Genomic DNA, 23,764 nt, shown 5'->3' on the forward strand with positions numbered 1-23,764 from the left:
TATGAAAAATTACACCACATTGGGCATTGTTATCGGCCTGCTACTTGCCTTCTTTTTGTACTTAGGTTGGGGTTGGATGCTGCTCGCCGTGCTGCTTGCTGCTATCGGTGGCCTCTTGGGCTCCCATTTTGATGGCCGCATCGACCTCAGCGCTGTGTGGAATGGCCTCATTGGCAAGGAGAAAGGCCAAGGCTAATGTCAGAAGGTTCCACTAAGGGCCACACGCGTTTCTCGCTGCGGACCATGGAACGAATCGTGACCGCCGCAATTGCTAGCGTGCCTGGCACAAAGGATTTAGATGCCAAGCTTGCTGGCATTGGCGGACGCGGTTATCCACGGGTTTCGGTACAGATGGACCCAGAGCGTGAGGTCGCCGCAGTAAGCGCGACCATCGCTGTGGTGTGGCCATCGCCGGTTACCGCAGTCGCGGAAAGTACGCGTGCCGCCATTTCAGAGGCCATTGCTGCCCACACCGGCTATACCACCACCCGCGTTAATGTCACCGTTGGTGAATCGGTTCCGGATACTCGCGTTACCGCAGAACAGGTAGCGCAGCGCCCTGCTGCTTCGGCTTTTACGCCGGAGGTCACCCCGTCTACCGTGACCCAGCCTGTCACCCAGGACTCGGTCGAGGTGCGAGGCATCGAGACCCCGGAAGAAGCCGCGGTTCGCACCGTCGATACCCCGCAAGAGGCGGTGGTTCGCACAGTTGCCGTTCCACCAGAAGCGGATATCCGCGAGATTTCTTCCGGGAAGGAAGTTGCCATCCGCGGAGTATCGGCGCCGCCTGGCGATACCCCGGTGCGCTCCGTTGACACGCCGCGGGAGGCGCCGGTGCGCAGCATTTCCGCTGATCTTCCGGATCACCAGCTGTTAGACATCAGTGCTCCAGAAGATCACGAACCGCGCCGCATCATCGAACCGCGCCCAGAGCGGGTACGCAGTGTTCGCGCCCCGCGCCCTGCTCGGTTGCTCCCGAGCGGACAGGTACGTCCCTTCGCCAAGAAGGCAAAGGTCTCTGTCCCTCGTCCGCAGCCTTTGCGCAAGATCGACATCGACAATGCGCAACAGTACAAGCGCGTTCGCGTTGCGCGGCCGGCTCCCCTGCGCAAGGTGCACTCACCTCGCCCACGACCACTGCGCAAGATCGAGATCGATAATTCCCGGAGCGAGCAGCGCGTGCGGACCGCAAGGCCCGCCCCGCTGCGCAAGGTTCAGGCCCCGCGCCAGGAACCGCTCAAGCGCATCAAGGTAACCCCAACGAGCCAGCGCCCGCTGCATGTCTATGCGCCACGGCCTGAGCCGCTGCGTGCCATTTCCATCACCCCATTCCACGAGCAAGGAGGCAATAATGGCTGAGATGAATATGCCTGAGCATTTCGGGCAACAGCCCAAGGCGTCTCCTGCCGTGCGTACGTGGACCGTCATTTTAGGTTTCGTCCTGCTGGCCATTGGCATTGTGGGCGTACGCGAAACCTGGCTTGTCGGCGCAGACGCCAATGCCCAATCGTGGGTCCAGCCGGTCCTCAATCTTATTGCCACCGAGCAATTAGAAACGTGGATGATCTGGGCTGGCGTGGGCTCCATCGTCGTTGGTCTCATCTTTGTAATCGCTGCGGTAAAGACGCGCCGCAATACCCACATCCAGGTCGCTTCCGAGTCCGCTTCCATGTGGATGCGTCCGGTTGATGTCGCGCGCTTGAGCTCTGCTGCAGCGCGCCGCGTTCCGGGAGTCGCGTCCGCACAGACTTCCGCGGATACCAAGAGCGCGAAGGTTACCGTCAATGGCGATGAGCAAGACTCCGAGTTGCCGGGGCGCGTAGAAACTGCTGTCACCCGTGCCTTGGAAGTGCTTGCGCATCCACCAAAGGTCACCGTAGCCGTAGAGAAGATTCCGGAGATGGATAATCATGTCTAAAAAGCTTGCTACCTTTGACCGAATCCTCTTCGGCCTGCTCGGAATCATCCTCATCGCGCTCGGTGTGTGGCCGATTCTCATTAACTTCAATGTGGAATTTGCTGAATACCTGGCCGAGTGGGTAGACCACGATACGTGGCGCACTTTGGGCGACAATAGTTGGTGGGTCTGGGTCTTGGCCGGTGCCTCTGCCCTATTGCTCATCATTGGTTTGTGGCTCATCGTCGTAAACCTGCGTCACCGCCGCTTTAATAATGTGGAATCCGCAGCTTCCAATGAAGAAGGCGCAATCTCTGCATCCATGAACGCCATCGCCACCGCGGTGGCCAAGGAACTGGACGCGTTAGAGGGTGTGGACCGGGTCGAGCGCTTGGTTGCATACGACCGCGCCCGCCCAACGCTGCAGTACACGGTGGTTGCCAACCCAGACACGCCGCTGGAGCGGCTGACCAACGCTGTAGAAACGAATGAGCGCGACTTCCGGGAGGCTTTCCCCGACGCTGACCTAGATACCAGCTATAAGCTGCACTTCACCAAGGTCAAGCCGATGAAGGATTTAGCTGAATAAGGGGTTTGGGGTCTCTGCAACAAGAACCTCAACTACCTTGCCCAATCGCGCATAATCGCCGCCCTCGAGGAGTAACTCCAACTCCTCGCCAGGGCGGCATTTTTCTATCCTCTTCCACGCATAATTATGGGCAACCACCCGCCGGTTTTCCTTGTGAAAGAGATGCAGTCCGTGGTCTAGGACAGCGATAGCGTCCTCCAAGCGGAGGACATAGACAAAGTCACCCAACTCGTAACGGCTCAGGCCGCTAAGTTCCGGCAGCGGCTCATCCAGGCGCATGATGCTGGAGACGATCCCAAGGCGGTGTTCAAAGCCCTCAGTATCCGTAACCACGAAGGGCCGGCCAGGCCCCGTTGGCCTAATGGCGCTGTATTCCCACACCACCGGCTGAGCATTCGGGCGGCGCACGATGATGCGGGAGGAATCGGCGGTGATGCGGGAGGTGGGGGCATCGCTAAGCACGAGCCACACACCAGTGCCCACGCGGCCGCCCTCCAAGGGCAATAGCGGCGGGTGAACCTCGGCCTGCCGCTCGAGTTCGGTGACTAACTCCGCGTCGCTCACGCCCCAGCCGATGCCCCGGTTGGCCAATAAGGCAAAGAGCGTCGGCAGGCTCAGATCGGGCTGGCCCTCCCATGCCTTGCGCAGCGCTGCCAAGGTCGGGTCAATGCGAGTGGGATCTTCCATAAGGGTCTAGCCTACCGAGGCGTTCCGCCCTATTACAGCCACGGGTCAGCACCCCGCCTTGGCTGATTGGTTACCCCCGTTTTCACTTATTTTCAGGTAAGCGTTCCCTATAACTGTTGAACAATTCAGGTTTTTAAATCTGCAGCTGAATCCCATTTTTCTTTTTAAGGCCCTAAGCGTCTACACTGAAAAAATACCTGTCGTTTGATTGGCGATGTACATCACGGGGCTACGTGAATTGTGCGCTCGCTTATATCTTATTAGATTGGTCACATACAACGACTCCATCGTTGGCTTCATATTTATTCGCACTGTTTCCTGCTTAACCGCGCACGGAGAATTTCCCCATGACAAAGTATTTGATCAAAAAGATCTTGGGCTGGTTACTCATGATCTTTTTAGCCACTAACTTGGCTTATTTCTTGGCGGCCTCGTTTTTGGACCCGCGTTCGAACTACACCGAGCGCCGTCCACCACTTTCAGATGAGGAAATCAATAACCTCCTCGAGCCTTATAACCTCAGCCCAGAAACCCCGCTCCTGGAGCGCTGATGGACTTGGCTGACCAATATCCTCACGAAGTGGGACTGGGGACAATCTCCGGTCGGTGAGATGGTTAACGAAGAGATCAGCTACCGCATCTGGGTATCCGCACAGCTGCTCTTGCTGGCCACCATCCTGTCCATCGTCATCGGTGTGGCCGTTGGTGTATACACCGCCTCCCGCCAGTACAAGACCGGTGACCGCGTGTGGCAGGGAATTTCCATCATTGCAATGAATACCCACGTGGTTGTTGCCTCCATCGCCGTCGTCTGGGCCGCCCTGGAGATCAACGATTTGACCGGCAAGAAGATTTTCTACGTCGTCGGCTCTAAGTCCTTGGGGGTCGAGGGATTCTTCCCCAAGCTCTTGGACTCCGCGCAGCACCTCATCTTGCCCACGATTTCCCTGGTGATCATCAGCTACGCCAGCTACCACATGACTCAGCGCACGCTGCTGCTCGATAACCTCGATGCGGATTATGTCCGCACCGCACGTGCAAAGGGACTTACCCGCCAGCAGGCCATCCGCAAGCACGCGCTGCGCACCTCCATCATTCCGGTGGCAACGTCCGTCGCCTTCTCCGTGCCCGGCATCTTCACCGGTGCCGTGATGACGGAGCGCATCTTCGGCTGGAATGGTATGGGCCAGTACTTCATCCAGACCATAAGTAAGAATGACATCAATGGCGCGGTAGCCGTGGCGGCATTCGGTGCCGCGATGACGGCCGTGTCCGCCGTCCTGGCAGACCTCGTTGTTGTCGCCTTGGATCCACGAGTAAGGGTGAGCTAAATGACAAATCCCAAAGAACCAAAGATGTCCAAGAAACAGCCCCGTGGCGAGGTTTCTACGCGTACCGAGGTCGTCTCCGAGGATCCTTTAAGCAATGAGGAAGCCGAGCGCATGGCCACGCTGCCGGAGGTTCCCCGCGGTACTTCCCGGTACAAGCTGTACGTCCGCCGCTTCTTCCGCAACAAGCTAGCCACCGTCGGTGTTTTCATCCTGGGCTTTCTCATCTTCGCCGCCCTTTTTGGCAATTTCTTTGCCCAGTGGGACTACACGGAACCGGACTTCCTCGCCCTGTCTGAGCCACCGAGCTCCGAGCATTGGTTCGGTACCAACGATTCCGGCAATGACCTTTATGCCCAAACCATCCACGGCCTTGGCAGGTCCCTAACCATCGCCATCGTGGTGTCCTTTGCCACGTTGGTTATCTCCGCATTCATCGGCTGTGCCGCAGCCCTGTGGGGCGGAATCGCGGAAAAGGCCGTCCTCGCCGTTATCCACTTCCTGCTGTCCATTCCCACCTTCCTGCTCATCGCCCTCGTGGTGGCAGACTCCGGCGGAGACTGGAAGCTTTTGATGGTCGTCCTTATCGCCTTCGGCTGGATGTACCAGGCCCGTGTGATTTGGTCCTTGGCCCTTACCGTCCGCGAGCAGGACTATGTCCGCGCCGCAAGCTACATGGGCGTATCCAAGATGCGCACCATCATCCGCCACGTCATTCCCAATATTGGTTCGCTGCTTATCATCCAGTTCGTCTTCGGCGTGGTGGGCACCGTGGGCTCTGAGACCGCCCTGTCCTTCCTGGGCTTGGGCGTGAAGCTTCCCGATGTCTCCCTCGGTACCTTGCTGCAGGGCGGCACCGCCTCCCTGCAATCCGCCCCATGGCAGTTCTACTTCCCCGCCGCTACCTTGACGCTGCTGACCGTCTCCATGGCATTTATTGGCGATGGTCTGCGCGACGCACTCGATCCCAACTCCAATTCCGGAGGTAAACTATGACTTCGCCTATCTTGTCCGTCAATGACTTACGCGTCAGCTTTCCTTCTGAAGCAGGTACCGTCTCTGCGGTGCGCGGTGTCAGCTTTGACCTGCACCCGGGCCGCACCCTGGGCATCGTCGGCGAATCCGGCTCCGGTAAGTCCGTGACCTCCATGTCCATCATGGGCCTGCTGCCGGAATACGCCAAGGTAGAAGGCTCCGTGAAATTCGATGGCCGAGAGCTCCTCGGGCTTTCTGATAAGGAAATGTCGAGCATCCGCGGAAATGGCATCGGCATGATCTTCCAGGATCCCCTTTCCGCGTTGACCCCGGTTTTCGATATTGGCTCGCAGCTGGTGGAGGCCATCCAGGCCCACCAGGACATCGGTAAGAAGCAGGCGTTGAAGCAAGCCACCGAACTACTAGATCTCGTGGGCATCCCCGAGCCCCACCTGCGCTTAAAGTCCTTCCCGCACGAGTTTTCCGGCGGTATGCGCCAGCGCGTGGTCATCGCCATTGCTATCGCGAATAACCCGCGCGTACTCATTGCCGATGAGCCGACGACGGCCCTCGACGTCACCATCCAGGCCCAGATCCTGGACGTCATCCGGCTGGCCCAGCGCGAGACCGGCGCCGCCACCATCATGATTACCCACGATATGGGTGTGGTGGCAGAAACCGCCGATGATGTCATGGTCATGTACGCCGGCCAGCCGGTAGAGCACGGCGACGTCGATACCATCTTCTCTAACCCGCGCATGCCCTATACCGTGGGCCTGCTCGGTTCCACCCCGCGCCCCGATGCCTCGGCCTCGGAGCCGCTCACCCCCATCGAGGGCAACCCGCCGGTCTTGGTGGACCTCAAGGACCGTTGCCAATTCGCCCCGCGCTGCCCCGTCGCACAACAGGCTTGCCTTTCCGGCGAGCCAGACCTGCTTCCACTCAAGGACGAGTCCACCTCCCACCGCAGCGCCTGCCTGCGCGCGCCGGAGATCCACGACCGCAAAATTGACGGCGAGCTGATGTTCAAGCCGCCGCTGCTTTCCGATGACGTCTTGGCCGACGTTCCCCGCGAGGACCGCAAGACTACCCTCGCTGTGAACGAACTGCGCAAGCAGTTCCCGCTGACCAAGGGCGCGTTGATTAAGCGCAAGGTGGGTACTGTCAAGGCCGTGGACGGCATTACCTTCGATATCCGCGAAGGCGAGTGCCTGGCCATCGTCGGCGAGTCCGGCTGCGGTAAGACCACTACCCTGCTGGAGATCATGGACTTGGACCCAGAAAACGGTGCCGTGGTCCTCAACGGTAAGGACGCCAATGGCATGAGCAGCTCCGAGCGCCGCGAGGCCCGCAAAGACATCCAGATCGTCTTCCAAGATCCGATGAGCTCGCTAAATCCTCGCCTGACCGTTCGCGAGGTAATTGCGGAACCGCTCAATTCCTTAGGCTATGACGGCGACGTCGATGCCCGCGTGAATGAGCTCATGAACCTGGTCGGCCTCGATTCCTCGCAGCTGGACCGCTTCCCTAGCCACTTTTCTGGCGGCCAGCGCCAGCGAATCGGGTTGGCGCGCGCCCTAGCCACGCGTCCTTCGGTTCTCGTGCTGGATGAGCCAGTCTCCGCCTTGGACGTCTCCATCCAGGCGGGTGTCATTAACCTGCTCGAGGACCTGAAGCGAAAGCTGGGCCTGTCCTATCTCTTCGTTGCCCACGACCTTTCCGTTGTGCGCCACCTCTCGGACCGCGTTGCGGTCATGTACAAGGGCAAGTTTGTTGAGTCCGGTTCGACGGATGAGATTTTCGATAACCCACAGGACGACTACACCAAGAAACTTCTGGATGCCATCCCGAATCCGGATCCCAAGGTTGCCCGCGCACGCAGGGAAAAGTCTCGGGCCTAGCTACCCCCTAGCCCCGCCTTCTTTTCCTAAAGTGATTGCGGACACAAATTTGAATATTGTATAGTTATTCACACAGTTGGAGTTTGCGGTTACTTCACTCTCCGTTTATGCCAACTTCATCTTCATCTCACGCAAGGAGTAATCCCCATGAAAAAGTTCGGTCGCTTCCGTATAGCAACGGTTGCCACTCTCTCCGCCACGGCACTCGCACTCACCGCCTGCTCGAGTTCTGACGATGGCGACGGTAACGGTTCCTCCAATAAGGCAGTCGGTGGTCTAGAGATCGACGTCAAGCCGACCGGTGACTACAACGAAAAAGACCGCGATGAGATTAAGGACGGCGGTGAGCTGACCCTCGCCCTTGGCGAGCTGACTGAACAGCAAAACAGCTTCCACGCCAATATGACCACGGATACCCGCACCGTATGGAGCTGGTACAACCCGCAAATGGCGCTCTTTGACGGCGAAGGTAACTACACCCCGAACCCCGCTTACTTGGATTCGGTAGATGAGTCCACCGAAGGCGATAAGACCGTCGTGACCTATGACATCAACGACGACGCCACCTTCAATGATGGCACCCCCATTGACTGGACCGCTTTCGAGAACACCTGGCGTTTCAATAACGGCAAGGACATGGACGTCCAGGTCAATTCCACCGACGGTTACGAGTTAATCGAATCCGTGGAGAAGGGTGAAAGCGACAAGGAAGCCGTGGTCACCTTCGAGAGCCCATACCCATGGTGGCAGGGACTTTTCAACGACATCCTGCACCCAGCGATCGATACCGCCGAGAAGTTTGACCAAGAGTACCTGGGCAAGCTCAATCCACAGTACGGTGCGGGCCCATTCAAGGTGGAAAACGCCGACTTCCGCGGCGGCACCGTGTCCTTCGTACCTAACGAAAAGTGGTGGGGCGATGAGCCAAAGCTGGACAAGGTCAGCTACCGCGTGATGGAGTCCCAGGCAACCATCAACGCTTTCCAGGCTGGCGAAATAGACGCCGCCGGTGTGGGCAGCAAGAACAACCTCACCATCGCCGCAGACATGGGCGATTCCATCGACGTCCGCGCAGCCACCCGCCCGGCCAGCGTCCTGTTCACCCTAAACTCCAAGGCCCCACAGCTAGCTGATAAGGATGTTCGCCACGCAGTCTTTGCAGCCATCGACCGCGACCAGCTCGCAGAAATCCGCTACAACGGCCTGGGCTATGAAGAGGAAATGCCTGGCTCCTTGACCCTCTACCCAACCCAGGAAGACTACAAGGACAATCTTTCTGAGGTTCTTAAGTACGACGTTGAAGAGGCCAAGAGCCTGCTGGAAGGCGCCGGCTATTCTGAGGGCGATGACGGCTACTACGCCAAGGACGGCGACAAGCTTTCCCTGCGCTACGTCCTTATCGGCGATGACGAGGTCTCCAAGTCCACTGCTACCGCCGTCCAGAAGATGCTCAAGGACGCCGGCATCGAGCTGAAGATTGAGGAACGCCCAAGCTCTGACTTCTCCAAGATCACCAGCGAGCGCGACTTCGACCTCTTGCTCTCCGGCTTCGCTGCAAGTGACCCATTCGGCGCAGCATACTTCGGCCAGACTTACGCTAGCGACTCGACCCTGAACAAGTCTTCTACCGGTACCGAAGAGTTTGACAAAAAGATCGAAGAGATGCAGAAGCTGCCGACCCGCGATGAGCAAATCGAGCGAATCAACGAGCTCGAGTCCGAAGCTTTCGCAGAGTACGGCCTGCTTCCGTACGCTAACGGCCCAGTGATGGTCGGCCTGAAGAAGGGTATCGCCAACATGGGTGCCCTCGGGTTCGCCGTTATTCCTAAGGAAAACATCGGCTGGGAGAAGTAATAACTACTTCCCTCACTAGGTAAAGGCCTTCCACTACCTGCCTGCAGGTAATGGAAGGCCTTCCTTTGTGTTTGGGTGTGTTTGGACCCTGCTAACCCCCAACAGGACCCAACTTAAGGGGACAAACTCGCTGCCCAGGCGTGGGCAGCGAGACTGGCTCGCGTTGGCGGCCCATTAGCCGTCAGCGCAGACCGTCCGGCAGCTTATCGGACTCGCTACTACACGGGTGCCCTAGAGCAAACACATTGCGACTCCTACCTAGGAGCGGCCCGCGCCAATGGCGCCTGCAGCTAAAGGCCTCCGAGATGGCCTCCACCCTGGCACAGCCATATCGCTGCATTCAGGCCTCTAGCGGCGTGAGTAGTCTTAAGCTGGCCCTACAGTTCCCTCGGAGTGCAGAAAAAGCCACTAAAGCACCAGCACTGCCTGTAGCCAGCGACCTCTCCAACTCAAGGCGCGAGTAGGGATCAAAAAAGTCCGCCACACCGGTATGCGGTGCAGCGGACTCTTAAAGCTCTACTGAGCGGTTACGAAGCCTCGATTAGTCGAGAACCTTGGTAACGCGGCCAGCGCCGACGGTGCGGGAGCCCTCGCGGATAGCGAAGCGCAGGCCCTCGTCCATAGCAACAGGCTGGATGAGCTCAACGGACATCTCAACGTTGTCGCCAGGCATAACCATCTCGGTGCCCTCAGGCAGGTTCACAACACCGGTAACGTCGGTGGTGCGGAAGTAGAACTGAGGACGGTAGTTGTTCATGAACGGGGTGTGGCGGCCGCCCTCTTCCTTCTTCAGGACGTAGACGGAACCCTCGAACTTGGTGTGAGGGGTGTAAGCGCCCGGCTTGATAACAACCTGACCACGCTCAACGTCCTCACGCTTGGTACCACGCAGAAGCAGACCACAGTTGTCGCCAGCCTCGGTGTAGTCCATCATCTTGCGGAACATCTCGATACCGGTAACGGTGGTGTTCTGGGACTTCTCCTGGATACCGATGATCTCAACGTCCTCGTTGACGTTCAGACGACCACGCTCAACACGGCCGGTAACAACGGTACCGCGGCCGGTAATGGTGAAGATGTCCTCGATAGGCATCAGGAACGGCTGATCGGTAGCGCGCTCCGGGTCAGGGATGGAGTTGTCGCAGGCATCCATCAGGTCAACGATGGACTGTACCCACTTCTCGTCACCCTCGAGTGCCTTCAGAGCGGAGATGTGAACGATAGGAGCTTCCTCATCGTAGTCCTGCTCTGCGAGCAGCTCGGAGATCTCCATCTCCACGAGCTCGATGATTTCCTCATCATCAACCATGTCGCACTTGTTCAGTGCAACGAGGATGTAAGGAACGCCAACCTGGCGAGCAAGCAGAACGTGCTCGCGGGTCTGCGGCATCGGGCCATCGGTTGCAGCAACAACCAGGATAGCGCCGTCCATCTGAGCCGCGCCGGTAATCATGTTCTTGATGTAGTCGGCGTGGCCCGGGGCGTCAACGTGTGCGTAGTGACGCTTCGGGGTGGAGTACTCCACGTGGGAGATGTTAATGGTAATACCGCGCTCCTTCTCCTCAGGAGCCTTGTCGATCATGTCGAACGCGAATGCCTGGTTCTCCTCAGGGTACTGGTCAGCCAGAACCTTGGTGATCGCTGCGGTGGTGGTGGTCTTGCCGTGGTCGACGTGTCCGATGGTGCCGATGTTCACATGCGGCTTCGTACGCTCGAACTTCTCCTTTGCCACTGTATGTCCTCCTGGACTATATGGTGGCTACGACCTTCGCAGCCACGTGGTTGACAGTTGTCATTGGCACCTGACCCATATTCAGGGACAAAGCGCTAATGACGCTTTCTTTACGTGCCAGTTACACGATCCTAGATTTATCCCGCGGTTTTTTCAAACCGCCATTATAGGAGGTAACCCCGCGTATCTTCGCGGCCATTTCCCTCAACAAGAGTCTCAAATAAAGGATCCTGGGAGGGTAACGGCCGGCTCAATTCACAACCAATGGTTTTAGCTGCAAACTCAGCCCGCCGCTACCCTGGCCCAGTTGCCACATTTAGCGGTGAGGCTGGCATCTACTGGCAGAGACTACCAGCCCTTAGCCACCGCTGAACGGGCGGGGCGTCGCTATTAATTAGCGCCGCCGGTGCGCTCTTCGATGATCTCCTGAGCCACGGAGGAAGGAACCTCAGCGTAGGAGTCGAAGACCATGGTGAAGTTAGCGCGGCCTGCGGTGGAAGAACGCAGGTCACCGATGTAGCCGAACATCTCAGACAGCGGAACCTTAGCCTTGACGACCTTGGCACCGGAGCGGTCTTCCATGGCGAAGACCTGACCACGACGGGAGGAGATGTCACCGTTAACGGTACCCATGTACTCCTCAGGGGTAACAACCTCAACGGCCATCATTGGCTCCAACAGAACCGGCTTTGCCTTGGCCATAGCTTCCTTGAATACCTGGGAGCCGGCCAGCTTGAAGGCCATCTCAGAGGAGTCAACGTCGTGGTAAGCGCCGTCTTCCAGCGTTGCCTTGATGTTGACCATCGGGAAGCCAGCCAGGTAGCCGTACTGCATTGCGTCCTGGATACCAGCATCGACGGAAGGGATGTATTCCTTCGGCACGCGGCCACCGGTCACGGCGTTCTCGAAAGCGTAGGTTGCGGACTCGCCCTCTTCCAAGGTCTCTGGGTCCGGGTTGTACGGCTCGATGGTGCAGATAACCTTTGCGAACTGACCGGAACCACCAGTCTGCTTCTTGTGGGTGTAGTCGATGGACTCCACCTTGCGGCGAATGGTCTCGCGGTAAGCAACCTGTGGGTTACCGATGTTTGCCTCGACCTTGAACTCGCGCTTCATGCGGTCAACCAGCACGTCGAGGTGGAGCTCGCCCATACCGCCGATGACGGTCTGGCCAGTCTCATCATCCAGCTCAACGGTGAAGGTTGGGTCCTCGGCAGCGAGCTTCTGGATGGCGTTACCCAGCTTCTCCTGGTCGGCCTTGGTCTTCGGCTCGATGGAGACCTTGATAACCGGGTCCGGGAAGTCCATGGACTCAAGAATGATCTGGTCATTCTTGTCACACAGGGTGTCACCGGTGGTGGTTTCCTTCAGACCAACAACGGCGTAGATGTTGCCGGCGTCAGCCTGCTCCACCGGGTTCTCCTTGTTGGCGTGCATCTGGAAGAGCTTACCGATGCGCTCCTTCTTGCCCTTGGTGGAGTTCATGACCTCGGTACCAGGGGTGACCTGGCCGGAGTACACGCGCACGAAGTTGAGCTGACCGAAGAACGGGTGAGCTGCAATCTTGAAGGACAGTGCGGAGAAGGAAGACTCAACGGAAGGCTTACGGGTAAGCTGCTGGTCCTCATCGCCCACAGCGTGGCCGATAACCTCGCCCACGTCCAGCGGGTTAGGCAGGAAGTCCACAACAGCATCCAGCAGTGGCTGGACACCCTTGTTGCGGTAAGCGGTACCACAGTAGACCGGGTAAATCTCAGAGTTGATGGTCAGCTTGCGGATGCCGGCCTTCAGCTCGTCGATGGAAAGCTCTTCGCCGCCGAAGTACTTCTCCATGAGTTCTTCGTCAGACTCTGCAACGGCCTCAACCAGCTGCTCGCGGTACTGCTCAGCCTTTTCCTTGAGGTCCTCAGGGATCTCCTCGTAGGTTGGCTCTGCACCGGTCTCGACCTTGCCGCGCCAGGTGATGGCCTGCATGTTCAGCAGGTCAACAACGCCGTCGAAGTCATCCTCAGCGCCGATAGGCAGCTGCATAACGAGCGGCTTAGCGCCCAGGCGCTCAACGATGGTGTCAACGGTGTAGTAGAAGTCTGCGCCCAGCTTGTCCATCTTGTTGACGAAGCAGATACGCGGAACGTCGTACTTAGCAGCCTGGCGCCACACCTGCTCGGACTGTGGCTCCACACCTTCCTTACCGTCGAAGACGGCGACGGCGCCATCGAGGACACGCAGGGAGCGCTCAACCTCAACGGTGAAGTCAACGTGACCCGGGGTGTCAATGATGTTGATCTGGTTGTTGTTCCAGAAACAGGTCACGGCAGCCGAGGTAATGGTGATGCCGCGTTCCTTTTCCTGTGCCATCCAGTCAGTGGTGGATGCACCGTCGTGGGTCTCGCCCACCTTACGGTTGATACCGGTGTAGAAGAGAATACGCTCGGTGGTGGTCGTCTTACCAGCATCGATGTGGGCCATGATGCCAATGTTGCGGACCTTGTTCAGATCCTTGAGCACTTCTTGTGCCACGTTTATACCCCAACTTAATAGTCGTCGACGCCGTGACCAGAAACCTGGCTAAGACGCCTGCATGGATAAGTTCTTGAAAAGTTTGCCATTGTGTGGCCGTGCTAGGTGCCCAGCGGCTCCTAGACTTCCATCGCTTCAGTGTACTGGACACAAAGCGAATGCGCTGGACTAGCCCAGCTGTGCTGGACTAAATCACACCCTGTGCCACCAAAATGGCCCAAGCAAGAGATATGAAGTTTTGTGTCGCCGCCGGGAACCCGGAAATCAGCGCGAAACTCGTTTCTCGTTGCTTAGGCCATTGATGAAGGTGCTGAAAAATTACCAGCGGTAGTGAGCGAAGGCGCGGTTAGCCTCAGCCATCTTGTGGGTATCCTCACGACGCTTGACGGAAGCACCGAGGCCGTTGGAGGCATCCAGGATCTCGTTGGCGAGACGCTCGATCATGGAGTTCTCGCGGCGCTGACGGGTGAAGGTCACCATCCAGCGCAGTGCCAAGGTGTTGGCGCGGTCCGGACGGACCTCAACCGGCACCTGGTAGGTAGCGCCACCCACGCGGCGGGAACGAACCTCGAGGTCCGGGCGGATGTTGCCCAGCGCCTTTTCCAGGGTGCCAACCGGATCGGTGCCGGTCTTCTCACGGCAAGCCTCAAGTGCGCCGTAGACGATGCGCTCTGCGGTGGATTTCTTGCCATCCTGGAGGATCTTGTTGACGAGCATGCTTACCTGCTCGGAGTTGTATACCGGGTCCTTTACTACAGGACGCTTCGGAGCAGCATTCTTACGCATTGTTTATTACTGTCCCTTCTTTGCGCCGTAACGGGAACGAGCCTGCTTACGGTCCTTGACACCCTGGGCATCCAGGGAGCCACGGATGATCTTGTAACGAACACCTGGAAGGTCCTTCACACGGCCGCCGCGAACGAGGACCATGGAGTGCTCCTGCAGGTTGTGGCCCTCACCTGGGATGTAGGCCGAAACCTCGATGCCGCTGGTAAGGCGCACACGAGCAACCTTACGAAGAGCGGAGTTCGGCTTCTTCGGGGTGGTGGTGTACACGCGGGTGCACACGCCACGGCGCTGCGGGGAACCCTTCAGCGCAGCGGTAGAGACCTCTTTGCGCTTGGTCTGGCGGCCCTTGCGGACCAGCTGTTGAATAGTTGGCATTAAACAGTCTTTCTGTCGAATTGCACCACTTCTCAAGAAGGGAACCAAACATGCAAAAATAGGCGCTCTTTCCCGGGGCGCTTCCGCATGTCCAGAACTCTTCCCAAGGCGGGCGCCTTGTTAAGGATCAGACTTTTCACCATGTTCTTTGCGCGCCATATTCACACAGGGTGCGCAGTACATAGTGAACTAGGGATAAGACTAGCAAAGCCAGCGCTATGAACACAAAACCGGTAGTCCGTCCTGCCGGCGGCGCGGAGGGGCTACTCCCACTCCCACGTCAGGTCCGGCTCTGCGGCCTTATCAGAAAAGTAGGATTTCTCCTGCTCTTCCCAGGTGCTAAACCATTTCTCATAGGCCGGCTCGCGCGCAATCGCGCGCTCATAGCGCTGCTCGCGGGGGCCATCGATGCGCACGGTTACTACCGCGCCGCGCTTTTTCGCGGCTGCGATATTGTCCGCGGTCACGGAGCCGACGCCCTCAACGATGAGATCGTCGCGCACGTCGAGGCTGGCCCAGTCCCCGGGGCAATTGGCTTCCCAATCCCAGCGCCAATAGCCGGGATTCATGGTGCGCAAGACCTGCTCGCCCACCATCTCGGAGCCCTTTTCCAAGCCATGCCAGCCGGGATAGAATTCATCGAGGTGAACCACCCGCCAATTGGTGCGATCCGCCAAGGTGGCGGCTGTCCAGGTTTTGCCGGAGCCCGAGGGGCCATCGATAAGCACCGTGATGGGTTTAAACGCACGCTTTCTCGAGGCTGCTAGCTTAACGATGTCCTCCAAGAGGCGCTCTTGTTCGGCATCAATGTCCATAGTGCTTGAATCACTGCTTTCGCGGATTAAAGGCCAAAGAATCTCCAGGCCCCAGTAAGTACCGAAGTTACCACCGGTGCACAAGCAAGGGCGAGGCCGCAGGCCATCACCCACCCATCACGGGCGTGCAGCCTGGATTCTCGGGCCCAGGTCCGCTCCCCTCCTCCGGGTGGGGTGCGCCCAAAACCGCGCGCTTCCATCGCCGTCGCGAGCTTGCCGCCGCGGCGCAGGGCAATCACCAATAGGCCAAAGGACATCGTGAGCAAGTGCTTGAAGCGCCCCTCATCCGTCAGGCCGCGGGCCCTGCGCGCCATGCCGAGCGATTGCCAATCCGATTTCAACAGCGTCATCATGCGCACTCCTGCCACGGCGCCGATGACAAAGCGGGAGGGAAGGCGGAGAATCTGCGAGAGAGCATCACCAAGCTCGGTAGGATCGATATCCCGCGCGAGCACCACCGTCGGTAGCGCGACCGCGAGCACGCGCAGCGTGATGGCGATGGCCAGGGTGACCGAATTTTCCGTCACCGTAATCAGCCACCAGGTGAAATACTCCTCTCCGCCGGGGGCGCCATACAGCAGCATAGAGATGCCTGACAGCGGGGCGATAAGGAATAAAAACCAACCGGCCTTCCACAACCGCAACCAGGAAACACCACACAAAGGCGCCAAAATGAGCGTCAGGCCCAACGATAAGGCCGCCGATACCCAGTCGATGGACGCAAGCAGCGGCGTTACCCACACGAACATCAGGAAGATGCGGGTCAGCGGGTTGACGTTGCGCAAGAGATTAGGCACCGCGCACCTCCACCTGGTGATCGCCCAAGGCCTCTATAAAGAGCGGGTCATGGGTAATGGAGGCAATGGTCGTGCCGTCATCGGCCAATTGGCGCAACAGCCCCACCAACTCCACAAAGGTGCCGGGATCCTGGCCAAAGGTTGGCTCGTCCAAGAGCAGCACCTCCGGGGCGGTCACCAGCGCCGTTGCTACAGAAAGCCGGCGCTTTTCGCCGCCGGATAGCGTAAACGGGTTGGCCTTGAGCAAGTGCCCCAAGCGCAGCGATTCCACCAGCTGCGCGATGCGTTTCTCTGGGGGATCAACGCGCATGACCTTGGGCGCGACCCGCAATTCCTCTTCCACGGTGCGGGCGACAAATTGGTGTTCTGGATTTTGGAAGACGAAACCAATGCGGTCAGCCAACTCGCGGGATTTCCACCGGGAAGGCGGGCCCTTTACGCCGCGGCGGATGAAGTCAGCGACCCCGATTTCCCCGGATTCGGCCGGAAGTAGCCCCGCCATAGTCATCAGCCACGTCGATTTTCCCACGCCATTGCGGCCGGTAATAACGGTCGAAGCCCCCGCCGGCAGGGAGATGGATCGCGGCGGCCCATAGCGGGTTACCAAATCCTTGCTCCACAGCGCGGCGTTGGACTCATCGAGCGCATCGCTTTTTAGCGACCTTGCCTGCGGAAGACCGGTGACCTGGCGCTTGCCGGCGGCATCAGCAAAGGGACCATCGGAAATAATGCGTCCATCCTTCAGTTCTACCGCGCGGTCCAGCACGCTTTCCCACGCCGCATGCTGGTGCTCGACCACCACCAAGGTGGCACCCGTGTGCTCTACCAGCTTGCCGACGGCCCTCACCACATCCCCCGCCCCTTCCGGGTCCAGGTTGGCGGTGGGCTCATCCAATAGAACCACGCCCGCGCCCATGGCGATGACCCCGGCCAGTGCCAGTCGTTGCTTCTGCCCGCCGGACAGGTGCTCTGTGGGAAAATCCAGGTCCACATAGGGGCCAACCAGCTCTTGAGCCTGTTGCACCCTGCGCCAGATCTCCTCGCGCGGATACGCTAAGTTCTCGCAGCCAAAGGCGACATCATCGCCCACGCGCGCGGAGATAACCTGCGAATCCGGATCCTGCAGAACCAAACCCACCGGAATGGTCCGGCCCGGTTCTTCGACCGTGCCCGCAGAATCCTCCAAGGTGATCTCGCCGGTGCGCGTGCCTTCTTCGTCAGAGCCCAAGACGCCGGCGATCGCCGCCAAAAGCGTGGACTTTCCGGAGCCGGAATCCCCGCACAGCAAGACCTTCTCACCGGGTTCGATGACAAGGTCTATGTCCTGCAGCGCCGGTTGGGAACGCCCAGCGTGGGTCCAGCCGTAGCCGCGGGCCGCGATTTTTGTGGCGTTTCCTGCTAAGCGTGAAAAATCAGTCACGGCAGTCTAGGCCCTAAACGCGCTGTTCGCGGCCTACTGCAAAGCGGTCAAGGGCACCAGTCTTAGCCAATGCCTTCACTAGGTAGAAGCCCAGGGCGCCGGCCAAGATGGCACCGGAAATGGTCAGGGTAACCAAGTAGATCATATTGAACTCGAAGGACTTGGCGAGGTTACCGGAGGTAAACAGCTCTAGAACAAAGGCGCCCCAGCCTGCTGCCATACCGGCCAGGATGGTCACGCCAAGGTTGAACTGGCGGTACATGAAGATGGCGAAGATGATCTCCACGCCAATGCCCTGTGCCAGGCCCGAGTACAGGGTGCTAATGCCCCACTGCGAACCCAAGACGGCCGACACCGTGGCGGCAAGGACCTCCACGTAGACTGCCGCACCCGGCTTGCGGATGACCAATCCACCCAGGATGCCGCCCAACAGCCAAATGCCCGTGGCCAAACCGCCAAGGCCCGGCGTGAGCGCATCCATGGCCTCATACCAGGCATAGCCCACGGCATTCCAGCCCAAGAATACGAAGCCACAGGCAACACCCAAGACGGATGCCACCACGATATCCACCACGCGCCAGTTCAGATTGCGCTTTGGTGCTGCGGACGCAGCTGCATTAGTAGTCATTATTTCCTCCCTCTCGCCGGAATTACCCGGATCAGGTTCAACGGTTCACCGCGTCATATCGCAGTATCTCAGCCTTCATTTCTGTGCCTGTGCGGCCTGTGCGCCCGCGGGCCCACAGATTCTGAAAGCTCCCGTGTATTGCTTTAAATCAAGTAGTCCAAGGCCCACATTTTTACTTATCTGGGCCACAGGCTTTACTCATACTAGCAGGCACGCATACGGGTCCTCACAACCAATTCGGCGGCCGAATTGGGCTCCCAGTAACGGGAAGCCTATACACAATCCATCAGACGCTCTCAAAACGAAAGGACCCCGTCCGATGCTTCGGTTTGTAACCGGTGTTCGAACGTGGCCCTTCCTACTGGAGTGAATTAAGATCCTAGGTGGCTATATCACTCTCTCCATTCCGAGAATAGACCAAAAAGCACACTATGACAAGATCACCTAATCCGCGATGCCGAGGAAGACGAAGCAATGCACGGATCCAGACATGAACAGCATGTACTACAGACGTTGGGAGAACAGCGCACTGAAAAATATTTAACCCAAATGGGAAATCATGCTGGTCGAGCCCTCACGCTTTATAGGTGGGACCTTCAACTATCTGCGGCGCTTTGGAACTTATTATCCGTTTTTGAGATTGTCCTCAGAAACAAGATTTGCAAAGCGATCGATGAATGGAGCGATGAGCAGGAGCCTCAAAGCAATAAAAATTGGATTGAACATCCCACTTGCAATGTATCCTTCCCTCTCTCTCCAAAGTCAGCCAACAAATTGCAAACAGAGCCCTAGGAAAAGCCAGGAATGCTAAAGGGATTCGCGACAACGGAACTGGGCTCGTCGAAGGAACTCATCCGCGAAAAGGTCAACCCATTAACCGTGATGACATTATTGCCCAAGTCACCTTAACTCAATGGAAGGAAGCTTTCTTCTACCGAGAACCGACAATTCGCCCCGATGGCACCCGCAAGTATTACCCTAACGAGACCACCTATACGAATCTCAAGTCCGTGTACAAAGAGATAACTAGCCGGGCGCTGTCATCGGGTCCTAAGACTATTTCCCCTGATCGAGCCAGTTTTATCATGCATCACGCCGTTTTGCTTAGAAATAGAATTAGCCACCAAGAGTCACTGATCGATATCGATTGCAGCATCTACCGGAAGGAAATTTTTGAATTACTTAATTGCTTGGATCCTAGCGTTCTTCAATATTTTTCGGCGAGCGATCCCCTTCCGGCAATTCTGAAAAACGATCCTCGTTCAAAGTGACGTTAAATTGTATCCCAATTCAAAGCCCATATTTGAAAATTAAAATATTTATAGGCCATCTGCGTTAATAGAGAAATATCCTGAAAGAGCCCCCGCTTACCGTGTGCACGGAAGCGGGGGCTCTGACTGGACGCGGTGCCGAGGGGCACGCGCTCTAGGACTTAGAAGGTGAAGTCCTCATCCAGCGGAACGGAAGCGCCGGTGAATTCACCGAAGCCGTCATCACCGTAGATGGAATCGCCGTAAGTCGGAATCGAGTAAGCGGCGTTGCGCGCAGCCTCGGTCGGCTTGACGGAGATATTGCGGTAACGGGAGATACCGGTACCGGCCGGGATCAGCTTACCGATGATGACGTTTTCCTTGAGGCCGATGAGCTTATCGGAGCGCTTGTTAATAGCGGCATCGGTAAGCACACGCGTGGTCTCCTGGAACGAAGCTGCGGACAGCCAAGACTCGGTAGCCAAGGAGGCCTTGGTAATACCCATGATCTCCGAGCGCAGCTGCGCCGGCTCGCCGCCTTCTGCAACCTGTGCAGCGTTCATTTGCTTGGCCTCAGAAAGGTCGATCAGGTTGCCCGGCAGCAGCTCCGTGGTACCGGCGTCGATGACGGTACCGCGGCGCAGCATCTGGCGGATGATGATCTCGATGTGCTTGTCGTGGATGGCCACACCCTGGGTGCGGTACACGGCCTGCACCTCGTTGATGAGGTGCTGCTCCACGCCGCGACGGCCCAGAACCTCGAGCACGTCGTGCGGGTCAGCCGCACCACGCATCAAGCGGTCACCGGTCTCAACGTGGTCGCCGTCCTTCAAGGAACGCTCGATCATCGCATCCGGGTTGGACTCCATCGGGCGACGCACCTGGGCCAGGCCCTGGCGCTTGGAGAGCTTCTCGTAAACCACGTCATCAGAACCGTCATCCGGGGTGATGGTCATGGTCCAGAAGTTGCCCTCATCGGACAGGGACACGGTGCCGTCCACGGAAGCAATCGGTGCGCGGTTCTTCGGGTTACGGGCCTCGAAGAGCTCCTGCACACGCGGCAGACCACCGGTAATGTCGCCACCGACACCACCCTGGTGGAAGGTACGCATGGTCAGCTGGGTACCAGGCTCACCAATGGACTGTGCAGCCACGATGCCGACGGCCTCGCCGATGTCGACCAATTGGCCGGACGCCATGGACTTGCCGTAGCACTTCGCACAGACACCGGCCGGGGTCTGGCAGGTCAGCACGGAGCGGACCTTGACGTCGGTGACCTTGGCATCGAGAAGCTTCTGCGTGAGCTCCTCGGTCAGGTCTGCACCGGCCTCTGCAACGACCTCGCCGTTCTCGTCCTTGACGTCCGTAGCAAGCACGCGACCGGAAGCGGAGGTCTCCCACAGCTCGGAGAGGACGACCTTGTCGCCGGAGACCTCGCCGATAGGAACGCGCACGCCCTGGTGGGTGCCACAGTCCTCTTCGCGGACGATGACGTCCTGGGCGACGTCCACCAGACGGCGGGTGAGGTAACCGGAGTCAGCGGTACGCAGTGCGGTATCGGCCAGACCCTTACGGGAACCGTGGGAGTTGTTGAAGTACTCCAGCACGGACAGGCCTTCGCGGAAGGAGGTCTTAATCGGACGGGTGATGTAATCACCGTGCGAGTTCACAACCATGCCCTTCATACCGGCCAGCGTCCAGATCTGACGCATGTTACCGGCAGCACCCGACTTCACAATCATCGGAATTGGGTTGTAATCCGGGTAGATGCTCTCGACAGCCTCACCGACGGTATCGGTAGCGTCCTTCCACAGCTCCACCAGGCGGTCATAACGCTCGCGCTCCGTAAGCGCACCCTGCTCCCAGTACTTACGCTCGATGCGCTCTGCTTCCTTCTCATAAGATTCGAGGATCTCGGTCTTATTCGGCAGCACCAGCACGTCAGACATCGTAATGGTCACACCGGAGCGGGTTGCCCAGTAGAAGCCGGCGTCCTTCATGTTGTCCAGAACCTGAGCCACGGTGATCATTGGGTACTTGGTGGCCAAGTCATTGACCACGTCACCAATGAGGACCTTGCCGTCGGTGCCGCCGCCCTTGCGGACCATGATGCCCTCAAGGTACGGGTAGTTCCACGGCAGCAGCTCGTTGAACATGATCCGGCCGATGGTGGTATAGCCCAACCATGCCTGGCCCTTGGACCAGCCATCGGGGAAGAGCTCTGCCTCGATGTCCTCTGGTGGGCGCAGGTGATCGATGCGGACCTTGATCGGTGCCTGCAGGCCAACCGTGCCGCGGTCGTAGGCCATGAGGGCCTCGGCGTAGGACGAATACACGCCGGTTGCCGGGTAGTCCTCGCCAGCCTCGCGGTAACGACCGTTGCCACCAATCTCGTCCTCTGCCTTGTCCATGGTGAGGTAGTACAGACCGGTCACCATATCCAGACGTGGCATAGCCAGTGGCTTACCGGATGCCGGGGACAGAATGTTGTTGGAAGCCAGCATCAGCACGCGAGCCTCTGCCTGTGCCTCGGCGGATAGCGGCAGGTGAACTGCCATCTGGTCACCGTCGAAGTCGGCGTTGAACGCCTCACAAGCCAGGGGGTGCAGCTGAATAGCCTTACCCTCGACCAGCTTCGGCTCGAAGGCCTGGATACCCAGACGGTGCAGCGTAGGCGCACGGTTGAGCATCACTGGGTGCTCAGAAATGGCCTGCTCCAGCACGTCCCAGACCTCTGGGCGCTGGCGCTCCACCATGCGCTTTGCGGACTTGATGTTCTGGGCGTAGTCATTTTCAACCAAGCGCTTCATGACGAAAGGCTTGAACAGCTCGAGTGCCATCAGCTTCGGCAGACCACACTCGTGCAGCTTCAGCTGCGGGCCGACGATAATAACGGAACGACCGGAGTAGTCCACGCGCTTACCCAGCAGGTTCTGGCGGAAACGGCCCTGCTTGCCCTTGAGCAAGTCAGACAGGGACTTCAACGGGCGGTTGCCCGGGCCGGTAACCGGACGGCCACGGCGGCCGTTATCGAAGAGCGCGTCCACAGACTCCTGCAGCATGCGCTTCTCGTTATTCACGATGATCTCTGGTGCGCCCAGGTCGATCATGCGCTTCAGGCGGTTATTGCGGTTGATAACGCGGCGGTACAGGTCATTCAGGTCCGAGGTGGCGAAGCGGCCACCGTCGAGCTGCACCATCGGGCGCAACTCAGGCGGAATAACCGGAATAGCGTCCAGCACCATGCCTGCCGGGTCGTTGCCGGAGTTAAGGAATGCGGCAACGACCTTGAGGCGCTTAAGCGCGCGCATCTTCTTCTGGCCCTTGCCGTTGTTGATGATCTCGCGCAGCTCCTCAGCCTCTGCCTCGAGGTCGAAATTGCGGACCAAGGTCTGGATGGCTTCTGCACCCATGCCGCCGGTGAAGTAATCCTCGTAGCGGTCAACCAGCTCTTCGTAGATGGTCTCATCGATGACCATCTGCTTCGGAGCAAGCTTCAAGAAGGTGTTCCAGATTTCATCCAGGCGTGCGACTTCCCGCTCGCCGCGCTCGCGGATGTGCTGCATTTCCTTATCAGCAGCGTTTTGTACCTTCTTGCGGGCATCGGCACGCGCACCGGCTGCCTCCAGCTCCGCCAAGTCGGATTCCAGCTTGGAAGCGCGCTCCGCGATCTCGGACTCGGTATCGTCCTCAACGTCCTTCTTTTCCAGCAGCATTTCTGCTTCCAGAGTGGACTGGTCGTTGTGGCGAGCCTCTTCATCAACAGAGGTGATGATGTTCGCTGCGAAGTAGATGATGCGCTCAAGGTCCTTCGGTGCCAGGTCCAGCAGGTAGCCCAAGCGGGAAGGAACGCCCTTGAAGTACCAGATGTGGGTTACCGGAGCGGCCAGCTCGATGTGGCCCATGCGCTCACGACGCACCTTGGACTTGGTGACCTCAACGCCGCAACGCTCACAGATGATGCCCTTGTAGCGGACGCGCTTGTACTTACCACAAGCACACTCCCAGTCACGGGTAGGTCCGAAAATGCGCTCGCAGAACAGGCCGTCCTTTTCCGGCTTTAGCGTGCGGTAGTTAATGGTCTCGGGCTTTTTAACCTCGCCCTTAGACCAGCGACGGATATCGTCAGCAGTGGCCAGACCGATGCGGAGCTCGTCGAAGAGATTTACGTCAAACACGTAATGTCTCCCTTTCATCCTCGTCATGT

Annotated in this window: 17 protein-coding genes and 1 pseudogene; 8 read left to right on the forward strand and 10 right to left on the reverse strand. The window is 58.4% G+C overall.

Annotation, left to right across the window (positions count from 1 at the left end; all coding sequences use genetic code 11):
* Position 1: 1 nt before the first annotated feature.
* The 4 genes from ACP8KU_RS09750 to amaP are packed head-to-tail and all read left to right on the forward strand — an operon-like array spanning position 2 to position 2,486.
* The gene (locus ACP8KU_RS09750; protein WP_005276895.1) at positions 2 to 196 is read left to right on the forward strand and encodes a hypothetical protein; all 195 of its coding nucleotides are present in this window, start codon (positions 2 to 4) and stop codon (positions 194 to 196) included.
* Positions 196 to 1,359, forward strand: a complete 1,164-nt coding sequence (locus tag ACP8KU_RS09755; protein WP_023016736.1) for an Asp23/Gls24 family envelope stress response protein — start codon at positions 196 to 198, stop codon at positions 1,357 to 1,359. The genes ACP8KU_RS09750 and ACP8KU_RS09755 overlap by 1 nt, the downstream gene beginning before the upstream one ends.
* Complete coding sequence (locus ACP8KU_RS09760; protein ID WP_005281210.1) at positions 1,352 to 1,918, forward strand: DUF6286 domain-containing protein; 567 nt, start codon at positions 1,352 to 1,354, stop codon at positions 1,916 to 1,918. The genes ACP8KU_RS09755 and ACP8KU_RS09760 overlap by 8 nt, the downstream gene beginning before the upstream one ends.
* Positions 1,911 to 2,486, forward strand: a complete 576-nt coding sequence (amaP, locus tag ACP8KU_RS09765; protein WP_484483651.1) for an alkaline shock response membrane anchor protein AmaP — start codon at positions 1,911 to 1,913, stop codon at positions 2,484 to 2,486. The genes ACP8KU_RS09760 and amaP overlap by 8 nt, the downstream gene beginning before the upstream one ends.
* On the opposite strand, the gene ACP8KU_RS09770 is transcribed toward amaP, so the two are convergent.
* Positions 2,475 to 3,173, reverse strand: a complete 699-nt coding sequence (locus ACP8KU_RS09770) for a hypothetical protein (RefSeq protein ID WP_023016734.1) — start codon at positions 3,171 to 3,173, stop codon at positions 2,475 to 2,477. The two genes, amaP and ACP8KU_RS09770, sit on opposite strands and share 12 nt — an antisense overlap.
* Before the next feature lie 347 nt (positions 3,174 to 3,520).
* Here ACP8KU_RS09770 and ACP8KU_RS09775 point away from each other — a divergent pair.
* From ACP8KU_RS09775 to ACP8KU_RS09790, 4 genes and pseudogenes are all read left to right on the forward strand, one after another.
* A pseudogene (locus ACP8KU_RS09775) lies at positions 3,521 to 4,504 on the forward strand (ABC transporter permease).
* Positions 4,505 to 5,497 carry an ABC transporter permease gene (locus ACP8KU_RS09780; protein WP_023016732.1) on the forward strand — a complete coding sequence of 331 codons (993 nt, stop codon included), beginning with the start codon at positions 4,505 to 4,507 and terminating at the stop codon, positions 5,495 to 5,497. It begins immediately after the preceding pseudogene.
* Complete coding sequence (locus tag ACP8KU_RS09785) at positions 5,494 to 7,377, forward strand: ABC transporter ATP-binding protein (protein ID WP_484483652.1); 1,884 nt, start codon at positions 5,494 to 5,496, stop codon at positions 7,375 to 7,377. Before ACP8KU_RS09780 ends, ACP8KU_RS09785 begins: the two co-directional genes overlap by 4 nt.
* Positions 7,378 to 7,524: 147 nt before the next feature.
* Positions 7,525 to 9,231 (forward strand): ABC transporter family substrate-binding protein, encoded by a 1,707-nt coding sequence (locus ACP8KU_RS09790; protein ID WP_237800705.1) that lies wholly within the window; start codon positions 7,525 to 7,527, stop codon positions 9,229 to 9,231.
* Between the two features lie 541 nt (positions 9,232 to 9,772).
* Here the strand turns inward: ACP8KU_RS09790 and tuf are convergent.
* The 9 genes from tuf to ACP8KU_RS09835 form a co-directional block, all read right to left on the reverse strand.
* Positions 9,773 to 10,963 carry an elongation factor Tu gene (gene tuf, locus ACP8KU_RS09795; protein WP_005276884.1) on the reverse strand — a complete coding sequence of 397 codons (1,191 nt, stop codon included), beginning with the start codon at positions 10,961 to 10,963 and terminating at the stop codon, positions 9,773 to 9,775.
* Between the two features lie 390 nt (positions 10,964 to 11,353).
* Entirely contained in the window at positions 11,354 to 13,483 is a 2,130-nt protein-coding gene (gene fusA / locus ACP8KU_RS09800; RefSeq protein WP_023016729.1) for an elongation factor G, read from the reverse strand.
* A gap of 318 nt (positions 13,484 to 13,801) precedes the next feature.
* Complete coding sequence (gene rpsG, locus ACP8KU_RS09805) at positions 13,802 to 14,269, reverse strand: 30S ribosomal protein S7 (protein ID WP_005276881.1); 468 nt, start codon at positions 14,267 to 14,269, stop codon at positions 13,802 to 13,804.
* A 6-nt stretch (positions 14,270 to 14,275) separates the two neighbouring features.
* Positions 14,276 to 14,647 carry a 30S ribosomal protein S12 gene (gene rpsL / locus ACP8KU_RS09810; protein ID WP_005276879.1) on the reverse strand — a complete coding sequence of 124 codons (372 nt, stop codon included), beginning with the start codon at positions 14,645 to 14,647 and terminating at the stop codon, positions 14,276 to 14,278.
* 263 nt (positions 14,648 to 14,910) lie between these two features.
* A complete protein-coding gene (locus tag ACP8KU_RS09815) occupies positions 14,911 to 15,462 on the reverse strand; it encodes a nucleoside/nucleotide kinase family protein (protein WP_284899320.1) in 552 nt (183 codons plus the stop codon).
* A 26-nt stretch (positions 15,463 to 15,488) separates the two neighbouring features.
* A complete protein-coding gene (locus ACP8KU_RS09820; RefSeq protein ID WP_484483653.1) occupies positions 15,489 to 16,259 on the reverse strand; it encodes an energy-coupling factor transporter transmembrane component T family protein in 771 nt (256 codons plus the stop codon).
* Positions 16,252 to 17,679 (reverse strand): ABC transporter ATP-binding protein, encoded by a 1,428-nt coding sequence (locus ACP8KU_RS09825; protein WP_484483654.1) that lies wholly within the window; start codon positions 17,677 to 17,679, stop codon positions 16,252 to 16,254. The genes ACP8KU_RS09820 and ACP8KU_RS09825 overlap by 8 nt, the downstream gene beginning before the upstream one ends.
* 13 nt (positions 17,680 to 17,692) lie before the next feature.
* Positions 17,693 to 18,307 (reverse strand): ECF transporter S component, encoded by a 615-nt coding sequence (locus ACP8KU_RS09830; protein WP_023016726.1) that lies wholly within the window; start codon positions 18,305 to 18,307, stop codon positions 17,693 to 17,695.
* A gap of 1,432 nt (positions 18,308 to 19,739) precedes the next feature.
* A complete protein-coding gene (locus ACP8KU_RS09835; protein ID WP_484483655.1) occupies positions 19,740 to 23,735 on the reverse strand; it encodes a DNA-directed RNA polymerase subunit beta' in 3,996 nt (1,331 codons plus the stop codon).
* Between the last annotated feature and the right edge of the window lie 29 nt (positions 23,736 to 23,764).

The organism is Corynebacterium sp. LaCa_282 (genome assembly GCF_057198125.1).